Here is an 18,159-nt window from a genome sequence, read left to right as displayed (position 1 = left end):
TCCCATAACAGTTTGGTTGCTCCGCAGAGCCTGGAATACTTCACGTCCAGGCTCCTTGGCACATCATGAACGGTGCTTCCGAAGCCAATCGCCCGCAAAGGCAATCAGCCCCTGGACGCATTCTTACCACCATGCCTCGAATTGCAGGCCGTAGGTGGAGCCGTTGGTAGCGTTGGCAAAACCGTCTGCCAGGGTCTTGCAATCGCGGCCGGTGCAGGTCACGTTCGAACCCTTGAGCGCGTCATTCCACTTGGCATAGGTGTAGTACAGGCGCAGCACCGGGCGGGACCAGTAATCCATCCCTGCGGACAATTGGCCTGCCACTGTAACCTTGTTCAGAATCTGCGTCTTGCCATTGTTTTCTGGCTTGACATTGATATGGCCGACTTCGCCGCCAATCGAGTACAGATCATCAATGTGGTACCAGGGGCGGAACCCAACAGTCATTTCCTTGCGTGTGGTTCCGTTATACCAGGGCACATCCTTCTCGCTCTGGAAACCGACCACGGCAGAGCCATTGAACTTGCCGGAGCTGAATACCAAATGATCCATCACCTGCATGCCGGTGTATTTGTAGGTGTTGTCTGCCCACCACTTGGCACCGTGCGAAAGGGAAGCCCCATCCTTGGCAAAGCTGAAGTGAACACGGTTGAAACCACCCAATACGCCAAGAGTATATTGAGCCGTCAACGCGTAGCCACCCTTGCCCTGTACGCCAGAGCGATTACTGGGCCGCACCAGGTTGGCCATCACATCCACAGAACCTGCGTCCCCACCGGCAATCTGGATGCCTTCCAGGCGGAAATCATGGTTGGTGGAAGACTTGTTGCCGCCATTGGCATAGTCGGGCGAAAAGCCATAGGGCGCAGGAATGGTCACCGTGTCGCCGGTGCTGCTGCCGGAGCTATCCTTGACGACATACTTGGTGCCATCCCAGTTCAGGTCGCCGCCCTGGCGCATGTAGGCGTAGGAGAACTTGGCGAAACCGGCGTCGATATTTTCGATCCCAGCACCCGGCCCAGTCACTTCGTTGTAGAAGTAGTCGAGCATGTGGATGTCCTGACGCTTGTAGTAGCGCTTGCCGACCCAGGCATTGGCGGTGGCAAACGGGCCACGACCGATGTTGGTGGCCTCCACCCAGGCTTGGCGCCAGGCCGGGCTGGTCTGCTCCCAGTCGTTGAGCTGCTGCGTGCCTGCCGCAATCATGGTATGCAGCTTGAATTCCGTGCCGCGCTTCTCAGCCAGATTGGAGTCCAGCGCCAGCTCCAGATAGGTGTCGCACTCATTGCCCAAGCGGTAGTGGCCCATCGAGCCCACATTGCCGTAACACACCATCGAACCGCCCTTGCTGGCAGAGCCAACTCCGCTGCGTGCGTAGCCATGGAAATCAATCGCAGCAGCCGAAGCACCACCCGCCAGGGTTGCAGCCGCCACAGCCACGGTAACCATCTTGATCTGAAACTTCATTGTCGCCTCTCCTTATAGTCATAGACAGCGCAGAGCACCATCAAATCAAACACTTAAGTGGAACAAAAACAATTCAAACCAGCTGTAACCGCTTACAGTTACAGCTCAAAAAAACAGGCGCAAACAACACACCCTGCATCTTCCGATCTACCCGTTTCTCGTTCTATCTCGCTCAATATTGCTCTTCTTCAGACAACTTCACGCAAAATCACGCAACAAGCCCTCATGATCTACAACAGGTGCCCCGGAGGAGACGGTTTCCCTGTTGCACGACCAACAAGATGACGCACAAAGCCTTGGCACAAGCCCGTACTGCAGCTTCGACCTTTGCGCACACGTTGAATCAGATAGATATCTATCTTCTATTCAATCACTTGCCCTTTGCACTGACATGGTTTTGGTGGATTTCATCCGCAGGCCACTCCTCATGTACAAGCTCGTCTCACAAGCATTCCACATGAGGAAGATCGTTAGCAAATGTAACCGGTTACAGACTAGGCAAGCAGACATCCGTAGTCAACACCAGGGCATACCCTGATTCCAATTGACGTGAAGGTAAGTTAATGGCGGTTAATCTTCTATTGGGAATTATTCGGCATCTGCACGGCGGGCGCCCTTGCATCCAAATACGCTTGCAGGTTCTATTTGCAGAAGAAAAAATTCAACTGAACGCTCAGTTAAATACCCAGCTAAACACCTAGTTTTATGTCATGCATCTCACACAATAAACCTACAAAACAAGATACCAATTAATATGCATGCATTTTATTTACACGGCAATTTTATGCATTACGTTTTTTCCATCATGCCATGACGGGTGAAAATCACCGATCCGCGCAAAGATAGGTGTGAGCGGTTGTCGTTATACGCGCCCCAAGGCATCGCCGCCATTGTCTGCGCTTGACCACCGCTCACGCAGCCGGGTTACGGCCAGATTGTTCCAGACTTGAGCCGATACAGGCGAAAAGGCAGGTTCAGCCCTGTTCAAGCAGTTGCTGGAGGCGTTCAGGTGTCACGATCAGGAGCTGATCTCGCAACTCACGCCGTCGCGCCAATTTCAGCACCAGTTTGTCTCGGCTGACCAGAAGCTTGGCCTGCGCACGCACAGCCAGTTCAATGAATTTCTGGTCATCCCGATCCCCGCAGCGTGGCAACTTGGTCAAGGCATCTGCCTGATCGGCCTCTACCTGGGGCTGCAACTGTATGCGTTTTTGGTAATCGGCAAGATGTTCTTCCTGGCGCTCCGGTGGGATGGCGAACTGGCGATAAGCCAAAACCCGCCCTAACTCACCAAGACAGGCGGTGTCAGAAAGGAGACAAACGGCATCACTCTCGGCCCACTGCTTCAACACCAGCAGTTTCGTGTCGCAAAAATGCCACAACGCCATCACAACATTGGTGTCGAGCACTACCCGTATGGGCCGTTCAGGCGGCAATGCGAGCACCTTGGGAACACCGGTCATCATTCAAACCTTTTCTGTTGGCCGCCATCCAGCGCGAGAGCGAGATTGTGACGGAAAACGGCGGCCTCCTCCCGCAGCGCCTGAGCAAAATGCTCAACCAGGGGCGTGGAGGGGCGATACTCGGGACACACCAGGCTGACACGAAAAGGGATCGACACGGCAAAGCGACGCAATTGCACGCCATACCGGGTGTAATCCAAAGCGGTCAGCGGATTGACGATTGCCAGCCCCAGACCTTCGCGTACCAGGCTGCACACCGAGGCTGCACTCTGAGTTTCCAACACCATGCGCCGTATGACGCCATGAGCGCGAAACACATCATCAAGCTGGATACGATACGGATCACTCACCGACAGGCTCACAAAAGCTTGGTCAGCAAAATCAGCAGGCAGCAACTCCTTCTTACTCAACAAAGGATGACTAGCGGGCAGCACGCAGACTTCATCGGCTTCCAGTATCAACTCAAGTTGCGTCCCTACTGGCGGATGGTCGTGCTCAGTCAGGCCGATGTCATGGCGTTGGGCACTGAGCCATTCCTCAAGCAAGGGGGACTCCTGCGGGGTGATGGAGATACTGACCGAAGGGTGCTGCGCCATGAAGCGGCGACAGACCGCAGGCAACAAGGACTGCGAGAACGCAGGGACACAGACAATCGAGATCTGCCCTGCGGCAAATTCACGCAGGCTGCTGGCCGTAGCAAGAATCTGCTCCAGCCCGAGGTAGGAGCGCTGTACTTCTTCATACAGCGCCAAGGCGCGGGCATTGGGCTGCAGGCGGCCCCGGATGCGATCAAACAGCGCAAACCCCAGCAGCTGTTCCAGGCGGGCCAGATCGCGGCTCACCGTGGGCTGCGAGGTATACAGCAGGTTGGCGGCCCCGGTGACGCTGCCGCTGCGCATCACGGCGCGAAAAACCTCAATGTGCCGATGTTCGATACCCATATCAGAATTGAATCAACCTTGCACAAACAAGCATTGTACTGAATTATCTATAAAAGGCATCCTCTCTACCAAGCACTGCCGCCTGATTGGACAGAAACCATGCAAAAGCCCCTCGACCACGCCCGCCTGAACCTGCTTGCCAACGAGTTTGGCACCCCGCTCTGGATCTACGACGCCGCCCTCATCCGCGAACGCATCGCCGCGCTGAAGTCCTTCGATACGATCCGCTTCGCCCAAAAGGCCTGCTCGAACACCCACATCCTGCGCCTGATGCGCGCCCAGGGCGTCGCGGTAGATGCGGTTTCGCATGGCGAGATCGAGCGTGCCCTGCATGCCGGATTCAGCTCACGCAATGGCAAATCGGAAATCGTATTCACGGCAGATCTGATCACCGAAACCACGCTGATGCGGGTGATCGAGGAAGAAATCCCGATGAATGCCGGCTCCATCGACATGCTCCATCAGCTTGGTGCCAAAGCACGCGGGCATCGCGTATGGCTGCGCATCAACCCCGGCTTTGGCCACGGCCACAGCAACAAGACCAATACCGGTGGCGAGCATAGCAAGCATGGCATCTGGCATACCGATCTGCCCGAAGCGCTGGCGGCAATAGCCCAACATGGGCTCAAGCTCGTCGGCCTGCATATGCATATTGGTTCTGGCGTGGATTATCACCATCTGCAGCAGGTCTGCGGGGCCATGGTCAATCTGGTCAAACAGGCGGGGCAGGATATCGAAGCCATCTCTGCGGGCGGGGGGCTCTCCATTCCATACCAAGATGATGACCCGGTCATTGACACGGCTCACTACTTTGGCCTGTGGGATGCTGCCCGACGCGAAATTGCCGCCCACCTGGGCCACCCCGTAAAGCTAGAGATTGAACCAGGGCGCTATTTGGTTGCGGAATCCGGCCTGCTGCTGGCAGAAGTACGCGCCACCAAGCATGCAGGCAGCAATCATTTTGTGCTGGTCGACGCGGGCTTCAGCGATCTGGTGCGGCCTTCCATGTACGGCAGCTTCCACGCCATCAGCATATTTCCGCGCAATGGGGATTCACTTGGCAGCCGCAGCCTTCAGCCCAGTGTGATCGCGGGGCCGCTATGCGAATCGGGTGATGTGTTCACGCTCGGCGAAGGTGGTGTGGTGCTTCCGCGCAATCTGCCCCAGGCCAAGGTGGGCGACCTGCTGGTACTGCATGACACCGGTGCTTACGGCGCGGCCATGTCGTCCAACTACAACAGCCGCCCGCTGATTGCGGAAGTATTGATCGACGGCGCTCACACCCGCCTGATCCGGCGCCGCCAATCGATCACCGATCTGCTGGCACTGGAAGAAGTCTGATCAACCCCGCAGCGTTTCTGTGAGCCTGTTCGCAATCCATCCATAAGATTGAGGGCGGGTTCTCACAAAATCTTGCGCATACCGTCACCTGTTACCGTTATCATCAGCGCTTTACATCTTCACTCGCCTGGAGCGTCCATGTCGATCAAAGCGTTGTGCATTGCTACCCTTGCAGCAGCCTCCATTTCTGCTGCCCATGCCCTACCCGCTTTCCCCGGTGCGGAAGGCTTTGGTGCCAACGCCTCGGGCGGGCGTGGCGGCAAGGTCATTGCCGTCACCAATCTCAATGATTCCGGCCCTGGCAGCCTGCGCTGGGCCTTGATCGGCTGGGGCGCACGCACCATCGTCTTCAAGGTGGGAGGGCAGATCAAGCTAGACTTTCCCTTGAAGATCAGCGGCAGCAACATCACCATCGCGGGGCAAACGGCCCCTGGCGATGGCATCACCCTGAGTGGTGCCCCGCTGCTGATTTCCGGCAACAACATCATCGTGCGCTTCATCCGTTCCCGCCTTGGCTCAAATAGCCATGGCGAAGAGGACGCCATCTCGATTACCGATGGACATGACATTATCCTGGACCACGTTTCGGCAAGCTGGTCGATTGATGAAAGCCTGTCCCCCTCAGGCAATATCAAGGATATCACCATCCAGTGGTGCATGATTGCCGAAAGCCTGAACGCTAGCCACCACCACAAAGGGGCACATGGCTACGGCTCACTGCTCCGTGCGGTGGGTGGGGTAAGCCTGCACCACAACCTGTGGGCGCACCACCGGGGGCGCAATCCACGCTTTGGGGATAATTACGGCAAACTCTTTGCTCCCACGCCAACTTTCGACTTTCGCAACAATGTCATCTACTCGTGGGGAGACTATGCCAGCGGTCTGGTCGATGGTGACATTCGTGTCAATTATATAGCCAATTATCTCAAGCCCGGCCCGGATACCAAGAACATCCAGCCTGTCACCTTCACCCGATTCGCCCAGGAAAAAACCCGCTTCTATACCGCAGGCAATATCGTGGAAAGCCACCCCGAGCTTACGCCGGAAAACGGCCACTTCTTCGGTTATGAAGATGGCACGCCGATCACCGTCATCACGCTCTCAAAAGAAGCCTTCACGGCGCCCCCTGTAACGACCCAGACAGCCGAGCAAGCCTATGCCGAAGTGCTCAAGCATGTCGGGGCCAGCGTGCCGACGCGCGACGCAGTGGATCTGCGGATCATTGAGCAGGTGAAAACCGGCACTGGGCACCTGATCAACTCAGAGACGGAAGTGGGCGGATATCCAGCCCTTGCCTCGGGCGCAGCCGCCGTCGACAGCGATGAAGATGGCATCCCCGATGACTGGGAGATTGCCCACGGCCTAGACCCGAACAATGCCAAAGATGCCGGCACCGAAGCAGCCAGCGGCTACACTTATCTGGAAATCTACCTGAACGAAGTCGCAGAGCAGAAGATCGCCGCGTTACGCGACGGGCAATAGAGCAGCCATGCAGGGGGCATGATCAGCATGTCCCCTTGCCAGACACCATTGCGGACTACAGATCAAACCGCGCCACAATCGCCTCATGGTGGGCCACGTTGCGCTGTGCCGCCTGCGCCAGCACCAGCCAGGAAATCGGTTGTGCCCAATCACGGGTCAGGCGTTCCAGGGTCGCGCAAAGCTTGGCGGGGTCTTCAGTTTTGGGCATGGCTACAAAACAGTAAAAGCCCTGCAATTCTTCATTGGTATGGGTATCCGTCACGCTGTAGTCAGAGCCGGAAGCCACCCATACGCCATAGCCCTCGGCCTGAATGGCTTCGCGGAAAGCATTCCACTCCTCCATGCTCGGCCCGACACCATCCATTGGCCAGGATTGGAAACCACCTTCTCGCAAGGTATGCACATGGCGATAACGTGCCACCCATTCCTTGCGCTCTTCCTCGTCGTCCGGGTAGGGGATCAGGGGTGAGGCGTCAAACACCATCACGTCCTTGTAGCGCTGCTGGGCGGCGGGGTGTTCGACTTCATACACTTCTGCGGCAACCGGACCGATGCGGTAGGCATACTCCGGCACGTCCCGTCCCTGGCTGTCACGATAGACCACCACACACATTCCTGCGCCACCATCTGCCCAGGTGGGGGGCATGCTGCCGGGCACGACGGGCAGTTTCAGATACTCACAGCAGGCGTGTGCCAACTCCACATCCCCCAACACCACAGCCGAGGTCAACAGATCCCAGCGATCATTGGCTTCATCATGATGCAGGATTTCCTTCAGCCGCCCCGCAGCCAAGGCATGATCCCCCAGCCGCTGTGCTGCGGTAGCAAGCAGCCTGCGGGTGTTGACCACCGTATCATCACGGGCAATCACTGCCTCGCAATGGCGGATGCAGTCAGCATAATCCTCGTTCCGGAAAGCATAGCGGGCGCGTGTGAACAGTACAAATTCGGGCGCATGGGGTTCGGCAAACACCAGCAGTTCCTCAACAGCCGCTGCATCTGTACGCCGCGAGCGGATCTGATAGAGAAAGTCCAGCAGTGACTCATCCGCCGGATTGAGCTTCAAGCATGCCATCAGCACTGCATCAGCCTCCAGTTCGGCGCCCTGTTGATAAAGCATGTGTGCCAGGATGCGGTTCAGTTCGACATCCACCGGGCGCTGCGCACAGGCAGCCTGCAGCCAAGGGATGAAGAATTCGTGATTGATGGCCCCGGCATCCAGCGCATCAATATGCTCTTTCAACTGCGCGGCCTCAACCGGAGCAGCAGGCACCGGATTGGCGGCAAGCTGTGCATGCAGTCGAGCGGAGACCTCAGCCAATCGGGCCGGACTTCGCAAGTGCGCACGCATACGCTCGTAGGCAGCCAGGATGCGCCCTGCACTCCACAAAGCCTTACGTTGCAGGGCCAGCTCAAAAGCAATGGCCGCGATGGAGGTGCCATCGTCATAACAACCGCCTTGTTCGAGGCGATCCAGCATCTGGGCGAACTGCGCCCCCAGGTCTGCATCGTTGGCATACAGGCCAGCGTTGACCAGAATCTGCACGGTCTGCGGCCAACGCAGATTGGTGCCACGTGCGCGAAGGAAGTCATCAAAATTGGGCAGCTCTTCACGCGCCGCTTCCAACTGCCCGCCACGCGCCAGTATCCAGGCCTTGTAGAGCGCACGCTCGACCTTGCCTGCGGGGTCGTCTGCATCAACATCCTCGGCCTGCGCCAAGGTACTCAAGGCTTCGGCATGCTGGCCGGACAATGACAAAGCCATTGCCATGTACTCATACCAGTCATCAATCACGTCTTCGCCTGCGCGCTCACGCTTTTCACGCAGATTGCGCAGGCAGGCAATGGCCTCATCGATTTTGCCTTCATCCAGCAATGCTTCGTAGCGCTCGAAATTCAGGCAGTTGAAGCAATGCCAGCTGGGGTCGATACGGGCCAGCGTCTCGTCAATCACCTGCTTGCGTTCCGGCACATAGCCGGGGCCATCCATGCGGCCATAAACGCGCACAAGGTCTTGCGTAGTGCATACCGATTGCGGGCATTCGCGGGTTTCTTCACGGTTGGCAAATTCAAAGAGGGAGATCACTTCCGGTAACGCCTTCTCCCCCTCATCACGCCAGAAATGCACGGCCATGTAGCAATGGCGTGCATAGACTTCCAGCCACGGCAGCTTCATGGCCTTGGCAGCGGCGATGACTTCTGGGTAAGCGGACTCCATCCACTCCACGTCCCCCACATGCATGCGGTATGACAAGCCATAAATCTTCGAGGCCAGCGCAGGGTTGCCCTGCTCGGAGATCTGGTCAGCCAGATCAGAAATCCATTGAAAAACGTCCATGCTGTCTTATCCCAGATTGATTAATGTTCGGAGCCCGTTTGCAGCAGCGCCTCAATGGCCGCAGCCATGCTGCGGAATGCCGCGCCCGCATCGCGCTTGGATGTCTCGAGGTCTGGCGCCATCACCGTTTTGAATGCCGACAGGATCGCCAGTACCGATTCAGCCCGCCGCGCCAGATCAGAACCGGGTGCAGCGGCGTGCGCCGCCGCCAGCGCCTTGACGGCAGGGCAGTTGGCATTCAGATACAGGCGGGCGACAATGCTTCCATCATGCTTGTTGGTGTGCAGACGCGCCAAGCGCAGCGCGGCCTCGGCAAAACGCTTGTTCGCCTCGTCACTTTCCAAGCGGCGTTTGAGTTCGGCCTCGCGGTCCGTCACCAGCACAAAAGGCATGGATTCCGGGGCAAAATTCACCACGACAAGTTCCTCCCCTTCGTCGAGCAGGTGTTCGCCCAGCCAGGCCTGAACCGGCTCGGGCAAGGTGGCGGCTTTGAACAGACTGCTATCGCCCCTTGCCGTGCCAACCTGGATCAGGCGTTGACCACGCTCTTCGCACCAGCGCTTGAGGAAGGGCAGCACGGCATAGCGATCCCCCCGCGCCACTGCGATCTGCTGGGCCCGGAAGAGCATTTCCTCAAAACCACCGGAGCCGAGCGAGACGTAGATGCGTCCAGTGCTGACCAGATCCCCCGCGTAGCGATCCCCCATCGAGCTTGCCACATGCACAGCATCGGCCAGCAGATCAAACAGCCTACGATTGCACAGGGCAGCGCCCATCAGCGCCTCGTTATGACGCCTCAGGATGCGCTGCCAAGCTTCCGGCTGCTGGCGACGCACATGCTGCAAGCCGACGATGACGGCTTCTTCCAGCGCGGCCTGCACGCGCGCATATTGCTCATCCCGTTGCAAATCTTCGCGACTGGCAGTCGGCGTCAGCAGATCGGCCTCTATCACCCCGCCGATAAAACCCGCCCACACCGGGAGCAGATCACGGGCGTCATCGTCAAGCAGCATGCCGCGCACGAAAACCGAGAGATTGCGGTTGTCGGATGTAGCGTAGCTGCCACCATCCTGCACCCACAACATCCCATGTACACCGGCCTGGGCATCGGCCAGTACATCCATTGTGCAGATCGGCTCAAAGGATGGCTCAAAACGACTGGCAAAATCGAGCTTGCGCCGCCGCATGCGTACCACCGGCTCCTCGCCGTGTGGCAGGCGCCAGGGCGGCGGTTCGTGGTTGATCGACTGAGCCTGCCCACCAACATGGATCGGATGCGAAAGCAGCACGCAGTAGCGCGACAAAATGAATTCGAGGTGGGCGTTCTGCGCAAGTTCGCTGAACTGATCGCGCAGGCTCAGGATCACGCGGGTGCCGATGGGGCGTGATTCAGCCGCCTCCACCGTGTAACGCTGCCCGCCGTTGCTGCGGTAGTGCCATGTCTCATGCGGAGTTTGGAACGAGGTGGTGATCACGCTCACCGTATCGGCCAAAACAAAAGCCGAAATGAAGCCCAGGCCAAACATCCCGATCAGCTTGTCGCTGTTGGATTTTTCCCGCAGCAAGCGGGTATAGCCCGCCCCCAGGGTGGCAAGGTAGGCGTGGATTTCCGGCTCGGTCAGCCCGGCACCCTCATCCTCAATGATCACTGTATCGCCGTTTTCCGCCCACACACGGATTGCGCCCCCTGCAAAAGCGGGGTCTTCCATGCGCCGCCGGGTAATCGAATCATGCCCATTCTGGGCCAACTCGCGCAGCGCTACAGCAGGCGTGGAATATAAGTGCTGCCCCAGCACAGTCAGAAGGCCGGAGAGGTCGACTTTGGTAACGTTCAGCGAGGGAGTGCTCATGAATCATGAATATGCAGGCGATGAGAGGCGAATTCTAGCGTGTGGAACGAGAAAAATCTCATGCCAAGCGCTACCACCTGTCCAGACAGCGTGATAGGCCCCATCCTCTGGCTCAGACCCGGCCTACACAATCATCAGAATCCGCCAAATCGTGGGGATTTCCAAATTCGTCAAAAGCACGCCCCAGGCGGCCAAAAGCATGGGCAAGTCCACTCCATACAAGAAGAGCGACGATGCCAGATGCATTTCGTCGCTCCACTTTCCCATCCAAGCTGCAAGCCTGATTGTTTAGTCCCAACTGCTACCACTATCACTACTGAAGCTGTCACTACTCCCGCTATCCCATGAGGATGAGTCGCTGACGCCAAAATCCGTCCCGCCCATATCGTAGGAAGACGTGTCATTGGAGGACGAGCTTGAGCCAGAATCCCAACCCCCTGTTTGTGAGCCCGTGTGATGACTATCCAAGGCCCGATCCACCAACGCCTCTCCCAGTGCCACCCCAGCCCCCACGGCTACGCCGGTCGCCAGGCCACCGAGGACTCCCGAAGCCATGCCACCCCCTGGGGCCTGCGGATAGCCGGATTGTGGATAACCTGGATTCCAGCCCCCGACTGGGCCCGGCATGGCTGGCCGGGCACGTGGCTGCAAGACCAAGGCACGAATAAACATGATCAGCAAAACCACAGCCCCAACCGCCACGACCAGCACAAACATATAACTCAGGATTGAGGCCATCATATTGCTTGGCGGGGGCTCGTTCTGTACAACGGGCGGAGTGAAAGGCGGCGGAGAAAGCTCCACCGCTGCGGGATGCGCCGCAAGCAGGCTGCGCAGCTCGCTCACCGCCCTCGGCTTGGCAAACGACAAGCCTGGGGCAAGATTTTCCGCCGTACCAAGTTCCTGTCGCGCAGCATCAAAATCCTGCTGTTTAGCCAACAACTCAGCTTCCACAAAATGTGCCTTCGCGCTATTGGGGTGGGCGCTGAGCACGGACTTCATCATCTCCTGCGCCTTATCCAACTTTCCAGCTTTGGCGGCTTTATAGACATCATTGATGCCGGGTTCTGCCGCCACAGCAGGCAATACCAGCACCCCCATCCAGAGCAAGCCAAATGCCAGCAGGTACTTTTTGAAGGCCATGTAGACTCCCCTTATGCAGCACAATAATTGGAAACCAGATTCATGCGTGCCGTAGTATGGCCAAACAATCTGTCATTTTCCTGTCAAATCATCGGCTTTTTTGTAAGCACCTGTTTGACAATCTGCAATGGGCGAAATGATGCCGACAAAACATATACTGCGTCACACCCAGTCACGCGGCGGCAGGAATTCTTCGTACAGCCGCGCCTCGGGCGTGCCGGGCTCCGGTTGCCAGGCGTAACGCCATTTGACTTCAGGTGGCATGGACATCAGGATGGATTCCGTGCGCCCCCCCGATTGCAGCCCAAACAAGGTGCCACGGTCCCATACCAGGTTGAACTCCACATAGCGCCCTCGCCGGTAGGCTTGGAAATCACGCTCCCGTTCGCCAAACGGCAAACCACACCTGCGTGCTATGACTGGTAGATAAGCCTCCAAGAAGGCATCCCCCACGCTACGGGTCAGCGCAAAACTCTCGGCAAACCCCAACTCGTTGAAATCGTCAAAGAAGAGCCCCCCCACGCCACGCGGTTCGTTGCGATGCTTGAGGAAGAAATAGCGATCACACCACGCCTTGAAACGCGGGTGCAGCTCTGCCCCGAACGGGCTGAGTGCAGATTTGCATACGGCATGAAAGTGATGCACATCCTCTTCAAACGGATAGTAGGGCGTGAGATCCATGCCCCCGCCGAACCACCATGCAGGCAGCATTCCATCTTCAGCATCAGGCTTATGCGCAATGAAGAAGCGCACATTCATGTGTACTGTGGGGCAATAGGGGTTGCGCGGATGCAGCACCAAGGACACGCCCATCGCCTCAAAACCGGCCCCCGCCAACTCCGGGCGATTCGCACTGGCTGATGGCGGCAGTTTATCACCCATGACATGCGAGAAATTTACCCCGCCACGCTCAAACACCTGCCCACCTTCGATCACCCGGCTGATACCCCCCCCTCCGCCTGGGCGCTCCCAGGTATCGGTCTGGAATGTGCCACCATCGCAATGCTCAAGGGCGGCTACAATTTTGTCCTGCAAGGCAAGCAGGTACTGGCGAACGGCGAGGCTGTTGGCAGAATCCATTGTCTTATTCCAGTCGTTGGGGGAAGCAGCCCCGTGACGAACCTATCCACAAGGCAAACACTAGCACTGGAATTGTACAACCGCCCAAGCTCAATCAGGCCAATAGTCAAAATAACTTGGTCGCATCCACCAAAGCAGCGCGGGCCTGGGCATATTCGCGCTGGATCTGGGCAATAAGCTCAGCGGTGGCAGGGATATCATCAATCCCGCCTACGCCCTGCCCCGCCCCCCAAATATCCTTCCAGGCCTTGGCGCTGGAACTACCCATATTCATGGAATCCTTGCCGCGCTCAGGCAGATGTTCAGGGTCCAGACCCGCAGCCAAAATGCTGGCTTTGAGGTAGTTGCCCGGCACCCCGGTGAAATAAGGCGTATACACCACGTCCGCCGCACGGCTAGCCACCAGGCAATCCTTGTACGCCTGACTGGCCCCGGCCTCCTGTGTGGCAATGAAGCGCGTGCCCATATACGCCAAATCTGCTCCCATCGCCTGCGCCGCAAGGATGGCCCGGCCATTGCCAATCGCCCCGGACAAAACAATCGGCCCATCGTAGAAACGGCGCACCTCGCCAACCAGGGCAAAGGGATTCAAGGTGCCCGCATGCCCACCAGCCCCGGCACATACCAGGATCAGTCCATCAACACCGGCCTCCAGAGCTTTTTCGGCATGGCGCACGCTGATCACATCGTGAAACACCAATCCACCATAAGCGTGTACAGCAGGAACAATATCCTGCGGAGCACTCAGGCTGGTGATGATCAAGGGAACCTGATGACGGACGCACACCTCCATATCATGCGCAAGACGATCATTGGATTTGTGGACAATCTGATTGACAGCAAACGGGCCGATCCGTCGGCCCGGATCAGCCTCACGCGCCTGCGCCAATGCAGTCTTGATATGCACAATCCATTCTTCAAGCACTCCAAGGGGCCGCGCATTCAGTGCTGGAAACGAACCAACCAGCCCCCCTAGACATTGGGCAATCACCAGATCAGGGTTGGAGAGAATGAACATAGGCGCACAGATCACAGGCAGGCTCAAACGCTCGCGCAACAAAGCTGGAATTGCCATTTATGCAGCCTCCTTCAATGCACGGCGCAAAATCTTGCCTACGTTGCTACGTGGCAAATCCCCTCGGAACTCAACCTGATGCGGCACTTTGTAAGCAGTCAATTGAGTACGGCAATGCGCAATGAGCGCCTCTGCAGTAAGATTGGGGTCGCTGCGCACCACAAAAATCTTAACAGCCTCACCGGTACGCGCGTCCGGCACGCCTATGCAGGCCACATCCTGCACCCCTGGATGCAGCGCCACGGCTGCTTCTACCTCGTTCGGATACACATTGAAACCCGACACAAGAATCATGTCCTTCTTGCGATCTACCAGAAAAGCGTAGCCCTGTTCATCAACATAGCCGATGTCACCTGTCTTCAAAAAGCGATCCGGGTAAAACACAAACGCCGTCTCTTCGGCCCGCTTATAGTACCCCGCCATCACCTGCGGGCCGCGAATACAGATTTCCCCGACCTGGCCCTGTGGAACTTCCCGCCCGTTACTATCCCGTATGGATAATTCTGTAGAGGAAATCGGCAATCCAATCGAACCATTGAAAGAGATATCTGTACTGAATGGGTTGATGCACGCAGCGGGTGATGTTTCGGTCAGCCCATAGGCCTGCACCAATGGCGTACCGGTTACATCCTGCCACTTTTTCGCCACCTGCTCCTGCACGGCCATGCCACCGCCCAATGTCAGGCGCAGACTGGAAAAATTGAGTTTGGCAAATTCCGGACTGGCCAGCAAAGCATTGAACAAGGTATTCACCCCGGTAATCGCAGTAAAGGGATACTTGGCAAGCGTCTTGATAAAACCCGGTATGTCGCGTGGATTGGCAATCAAAAGATTGGCGGCCCCCAGGCGCAGAAAAGTCAGGCAGTTGGCCGTGAGCGAAAAGACATGATAGAGCGGTAAAGCCGTCACGATCAGCTCCCGGCCGACGCGAGTCACCGGCTCAATCCAGGCATCCGCCTGTAAAAGATTAGACACAATGTTGCGATGCGTAAGCATTGCCCCCTTGGATATGCCTGTTGTTCCCCCGGTATATTGAAGGAAAGCCAGATCCTGATGCCCCAGGGATACCGGCTTAAACCTAGCACTTTTTCCTGTTGCAAGTGCCTGACGCAGATTAATCGCCCCTGGCAACTCCCAGGCAGGCACTATCTTTTTCACATGTCGAACGGCATAATCCACCACCCGGCCTTTGATGGGGCCAAGCAATTCCCCCATAGAAGTCACCACAGCATGTTGTACATCCGTGCGTGCAATAACCTGCTGCAAGGTATGTGCGAAGTTCTCTACAATCACAATCAGGCGGGCACCGCTATCCTTGAGCTGGTGTTCCAGCTCTGGCGCGGTATACAGCGGATTGCAATTGACCACCGCACAGCCCGCACGTAATGCCCCGAACAGGCAGACCGGGTATTGCAGCACATTCGGCATCATCAGGGCGACACGATCACCTCTTTTCATGCCAACCGATTGCAGCCATGTAGCAAACCTCAGGCTCAAAAGATCAAGCTGGGCGAAACTCAATTTTCGCCCCATGCTGATATAAGCTGTATTGTGGGCGAATTTGGTACAGCTTTCCTCAAACACCTGCACTACAGAAGCATAACGATCAGGGTCTATTTCAGCAGGTACACCGACCGGGTAATTCTTCAACCATATCTTGTCCATGACATGCCCTCATCCTTACACGCCAAGCAATGCCTTCTTCAAAGAGGAATCCACCGGCTTCTCACCCAGCCAGATCTTGAGCATTGCCCGCCCAAATGCCTCATCTGCAACCTGCCCACGCAGCGTGCCATTGATTGCTACAACAAGGCCTTCAGGGCCGATATCCAGCACCACACTGTCTCCAGTCTTGGCCGTTCCCACGCTCTGGAATACCCGCGTCAGCTCACCTAGGCCTGCTTGCAAGGCCTGCATCTGCGCAGTGCTGTGATTATCTCGCAAGCCCTCCTTGAGAGCCCCCAACAAAGTATCGCCGTCCACATCGCGCAACATCTTCAGCACAACCCTGCGCGATCCGGCTTTTCCGATAATGTCTTCGGCAATGCTGCTTCTATGTGGAAGATAAAGCGCCGCAACATATACCTTGAACATCAACCGGGTACGCAAGCCAGCACCATTGAGGACAAGCTCGGCGTTCCCCACATGTACGCGCTCATCCACGTTGACGCCCGCCAACTCCATTGCCTGGACGGGCAGACAAACACCTGCCACCAGTACCCACAGGGAAAAGCACCATAGCCTTTGAATCATCACTTATTGTCTCCTTTGGCAGTTTTCTGCCTATAGTGGTTTTTGTGCGCGATATAAACCATGCGCTCTACCGTGGAATACACGGCACCCGCCTCATCCTTGATCTCAATCGGAAAGCAGCAATCAATTTCAGGTTCTGCGCTCAGGCGTGCCCGGATACTTTCTATTTCCGCTGTAGAAAGCCTGAAATCAGCATACAGCGTGGTACGGCCGGGTTTGCGATAGCGGATGGAAGCGGCCTTGTCCCACACAATATATTCCCCACCCAAAGCCCACATCAACATGGTGGGAAGGGGGCCATCTGTGATCCCAAACAGCGACCCGCCAAACAAAGACCCCAGCATATTCCGGGTATAGCGCGTGAGCGCCAGACGCACCCGGATATGGCTGATGTCCGGTGCCACATACTCAACCCGTCCCCCCATACAACGATACGCGGGATGCCAATTGAATCCCCAGCGCACCAGCGGGGCGTGCCAACGAGGCGGCAAGCTGCGAATGAAATCAGGCTTCATGGCTCATACCCGTTCAAACAGACCTGCAGCCCCCATCCCGGTGCCGATACACATGCTCACCATGCCATAACGCAAACCAGGATCATGCTGCATTGCACTCATCAGCGTAGCCACACGAATGGCGCCGGTGGCCCCCAAAGGGTGCCCCAAGGCAATCGCACCACCCTGAGGATTAACCTTGGCCGCATCCAGCCCCAAAGTACGCATCACCGCCAGGGCCTGTGCGGCAAAAGCCTCATTGAGTTCAATCCAGCCAATATCGCTTTGAGATACACCGGTCTGGCGCAGCAATTTTGGAATGGCTTCGACCGGGCCGATCCCCATCACCTCAGGCGGCACACCCGCTACACTGAAACCACAATAGCGTGCGATGGGCGTAACACCATAACGTTTGATGGCGGCCTCACTCATCAGGAGCACAGCACCCGCCCCATCAGACATCTGCGAACTGTTGCCTGCTGTCACGCTTCCTTGCGCAGCAAACACCGGCTTGAGCTTGGCAAGACCTTCCAATGAACTGTCGGCACGCGGGCCTTCATCCTGCTCAATCCAGCGCTCAACAACGCGAACCGCGTTGCTTTGCAGATCCGGCAGATGTTCCCTTACAAGATAGGGCGAAATCTCGTCACGGAACAACCCGGCAGCTATTGCAGCACAGGCACGCCGATGGGACTCCATCGCAAAAGCATCCTGATCCTGGCGGGAAACCCCATATTTCTGCGCGACCCGCTCGGCAGTCAGGCCCATGCCAAAAGCAATTCCGACATTTTCCGCCTGTGAAAACACTGCAGGGTTCATGGCCACCTTGTTGCCCATCATCTGCGGCATCACACTCATGGATTCGGTACCTGCACCAATCATGACATCCGCCTCGCCAAGCTGGATACGTGCCGCCGCATCCGCCACGGCATTGAGGCCGGATGAGCAAAAACGATTGATGGTGATCCCCGGAACCGTATCGGGAAACCCTGCCAGCAAAGCCCCAATTCGGGCGACATTCATGCCCTGCTCGGCCTCCGGCATCGCGCAGCCGACAATCACATCAGCAATCTCACCGAGTTCCAGGCCAGGCACCTTGGCCGTCACGGCACGCAGCACATGTGCGAGCAGGTCATCTGGCCGAACGTTGCGAAAACCACCCTTGCGCTTGGCAACCGGAGTGCGCGTTGCGGCAACGATGTATGCATCTTGTATTTGTCTGCTCATGATTC

Annotated in this window: 14 protein-coding genes; 2 read left to right on the top strand and 12 right to left on the bottom strand. The window is 57.1% G+C overall.

The features are described 5' to 3' along the window. Positions 1–123 precede the first annotated feature (123 nt). The 3 genes from B145_RS0104345 to B145_RS0104335 form a co-directional block, all read right to left on the bottom strand. Positions 124–1,467, bottom strand: a complete 1,344-nt coding sequence (locus B145_RS0104345; protein ID WP_018605439.1) for a maltoporin — start codon at positions 1,465–1,467, stop codon at positions 124–126. A 974-nt stretch (positions 1,468–2,441) separates the two neighbouring features. Beyond that, positions 2,442–2,933, bottom strand: coding sequence for a putative toxin-antitoxin system toxin component, PIN family (locus tag B145_RS0104340; protein WP_245541823.1), 492 nt, complete (start codon positions 2,931–2,933; stop codon positions 2,442–2,444). Next, positions 2,930–3,871 (bottom strand): LysR family transcriptional regulator, encoded by a 942-nt coding sequence (locus B145_RS0104335; RefSeq protein WP_018605436.1) that lies wholly within the window; start codon positions 3,869–3,871, stop codon positions 2,930–2,932. The genes B145_RS0104340 and B145_RS0104335 overlap by 4 nt, the downstream gene beginning before the upstream one ends. A gap of 99 nt (positions 3,872–3,970) precedes the next feature. Here B145_RS0104335 and lysA point away from each other — a divergent pair, with 99 nt between their 5' ends. Together lysA and B145_RS24395 are read left to right on the top strand one after the other, a co-directional pair. Then, entirely contained in the window at positions 3,971–5,212 is a 1,242-nt protein-coding gene (gene lysA, locus B145_RS0104330; protein ID WP_018605434.1) for a diaminopimelate decarboxylase, read from the top strand. A gap of 138 nt (positions 5,213–5,350) precedes the next feature. Beyond that, a complete protein-coding gene (locus B145_RS24395) occupies positions 5,351–6,694 on the top strand; it encodes a hypothetical protein (RefSeq protein ID WP_018605433.1) in 1,344 nt (447 codons plus the stop codon). A 55-nt stretch (positions 6,695–6,749) separates the two neighbouring features. Here the strand turns inward: B145_RS24395 and B145_RS0104320 are convergent, their stop codons facing one another. The 9 genes from B145_RS0104320 to B145_RS0104275 all read right to left on the bottom strand — a co-directional run bounded on the left by B145_RS0104320 (position 6,750) and on the right by B145_RS0104275 (position 18,154). Continuing rightward, positions 6,750–9,032 (bottom strand): tetratricopeptide repeat protein, encoded by a 2,283-nt coding sequence (locus B145_RS0104320; protein WP_018605432.1) that lies wholly within the window; start codon positions 9,030–9,032, stop codon positions 6,750–6,752. Positions 9,033–9,052: 20 nt separating this feature from the next. Continuing rightward, a complete protein-coding gene (locus tag B145_RS0104315; protein ID WP_018605431.1) occupies positions 9,053–10,882 on the bottom strand; it encodes an ATP-binding protein in 1,830 nt (609 codons plus the stop codon). 288 nt (positions 10,883–11,170) lie between these two features. After that, positions 11,171–12,025 carry a tetratricopeptide repeat protein gene (locus B145_RS24390; RefSeq protein ID WP_018605427.1) on the bottom strand — a complete coding sequence of 285 codons (855 nt, stop codon included), beginning with the start codon at positions 12,023–12,025 and terminating at the stop codon, positions 11,171–11,173. Between the two features lie 162 nt (positions 12,026–12,187). Beyond that, positions 12,188–13,105 carry an oxygen-dependent coproporphyrinogen oxidase gene (hemF, locus tag B145_RS0104300; protein ID WP_018605425.1) on the bottom strand — a complete coding sequence of 306 codons (918 nt, stop codon included), beginning with the start codon at positions 13,103–13,105 and terminating at the stop codon, positions 12,188–12,190. A gap of 106 nt (positions 13,106–13,211) precedes the next feature. After that, positions 13,212–14,180, bottom strand: a complete 969-nt coding sequence (locus tag B145_RS0104295; protein ID WP_018605423.1) for an NAD(P)H-dependent flavin oxidoreductase — start codon at positions 14,178–14,180, stop codon at positions 13,212–13,214. After that, positions 14,181–15,845, bottom strand: a complete 1,665-nt coding sequence (locus tag B145_RS0104290; protein WP_018605422.1) for a long-chain-fatty-acid--CoA ligase — start codon at positions 15,843–15,845, stop codon at positions 14,181–14,183. Between the two features lie 15 nt (positions 15,846–15,860). Further along, positions 15,861–16,433, bottom strand: coding sequence for a chalcone isomerase family protein (locus B145_RS0104285; RefSeq protein WP_018605420.1), 573 nt, complete (start codon positions 16,431–16,433; stop codon positions 15,861–15,863). After that, entirely contained in the window at positions 16,433–16,948 is a 516-nt protein-coding gene (locus tag B145_RS0104280) for a DUF4442 domain-containing protein (RefSeq protein ID WP_018605418.1), read from the bottom strand. The genes B145_RS0104285 and B145_RS0104280 overlap by 1 nt, the downstream gene beginning before the upstream one ends. A gap of 3 nt (positions 16,949–16,951) precedes the next feature. Next, on the bottom strand, positions 16,952–18,154 hold the full coding sequence (locus B145_RS0104275; protein WP_018605416.1) for an acetyl-CoA C-acyltransferase: 1,203 nt from the start codon (positions 18,152–18,154) through the stop codon (positions 16,952–16,954). Positions 18,155–18,159: the final 5 nt, after the last annotated feature.

Source organism: Uliginosibacterium gangwonense DSM 18521 (assembly GCF_000373965.1).
In the GTDB taxonomy this organism is placed as follows: Bacteria; Pseudomonadota; Gammaproteobacteria; order Burkholderiales; family Rhodocyclaceae; genus Uliginosibacterium; species Uliginosibacterium gangwonense.
Note: the sequence above shows the minus strand (reverse complement) of the source record. Positions and strands in the feature narration are given on the sequence as shown.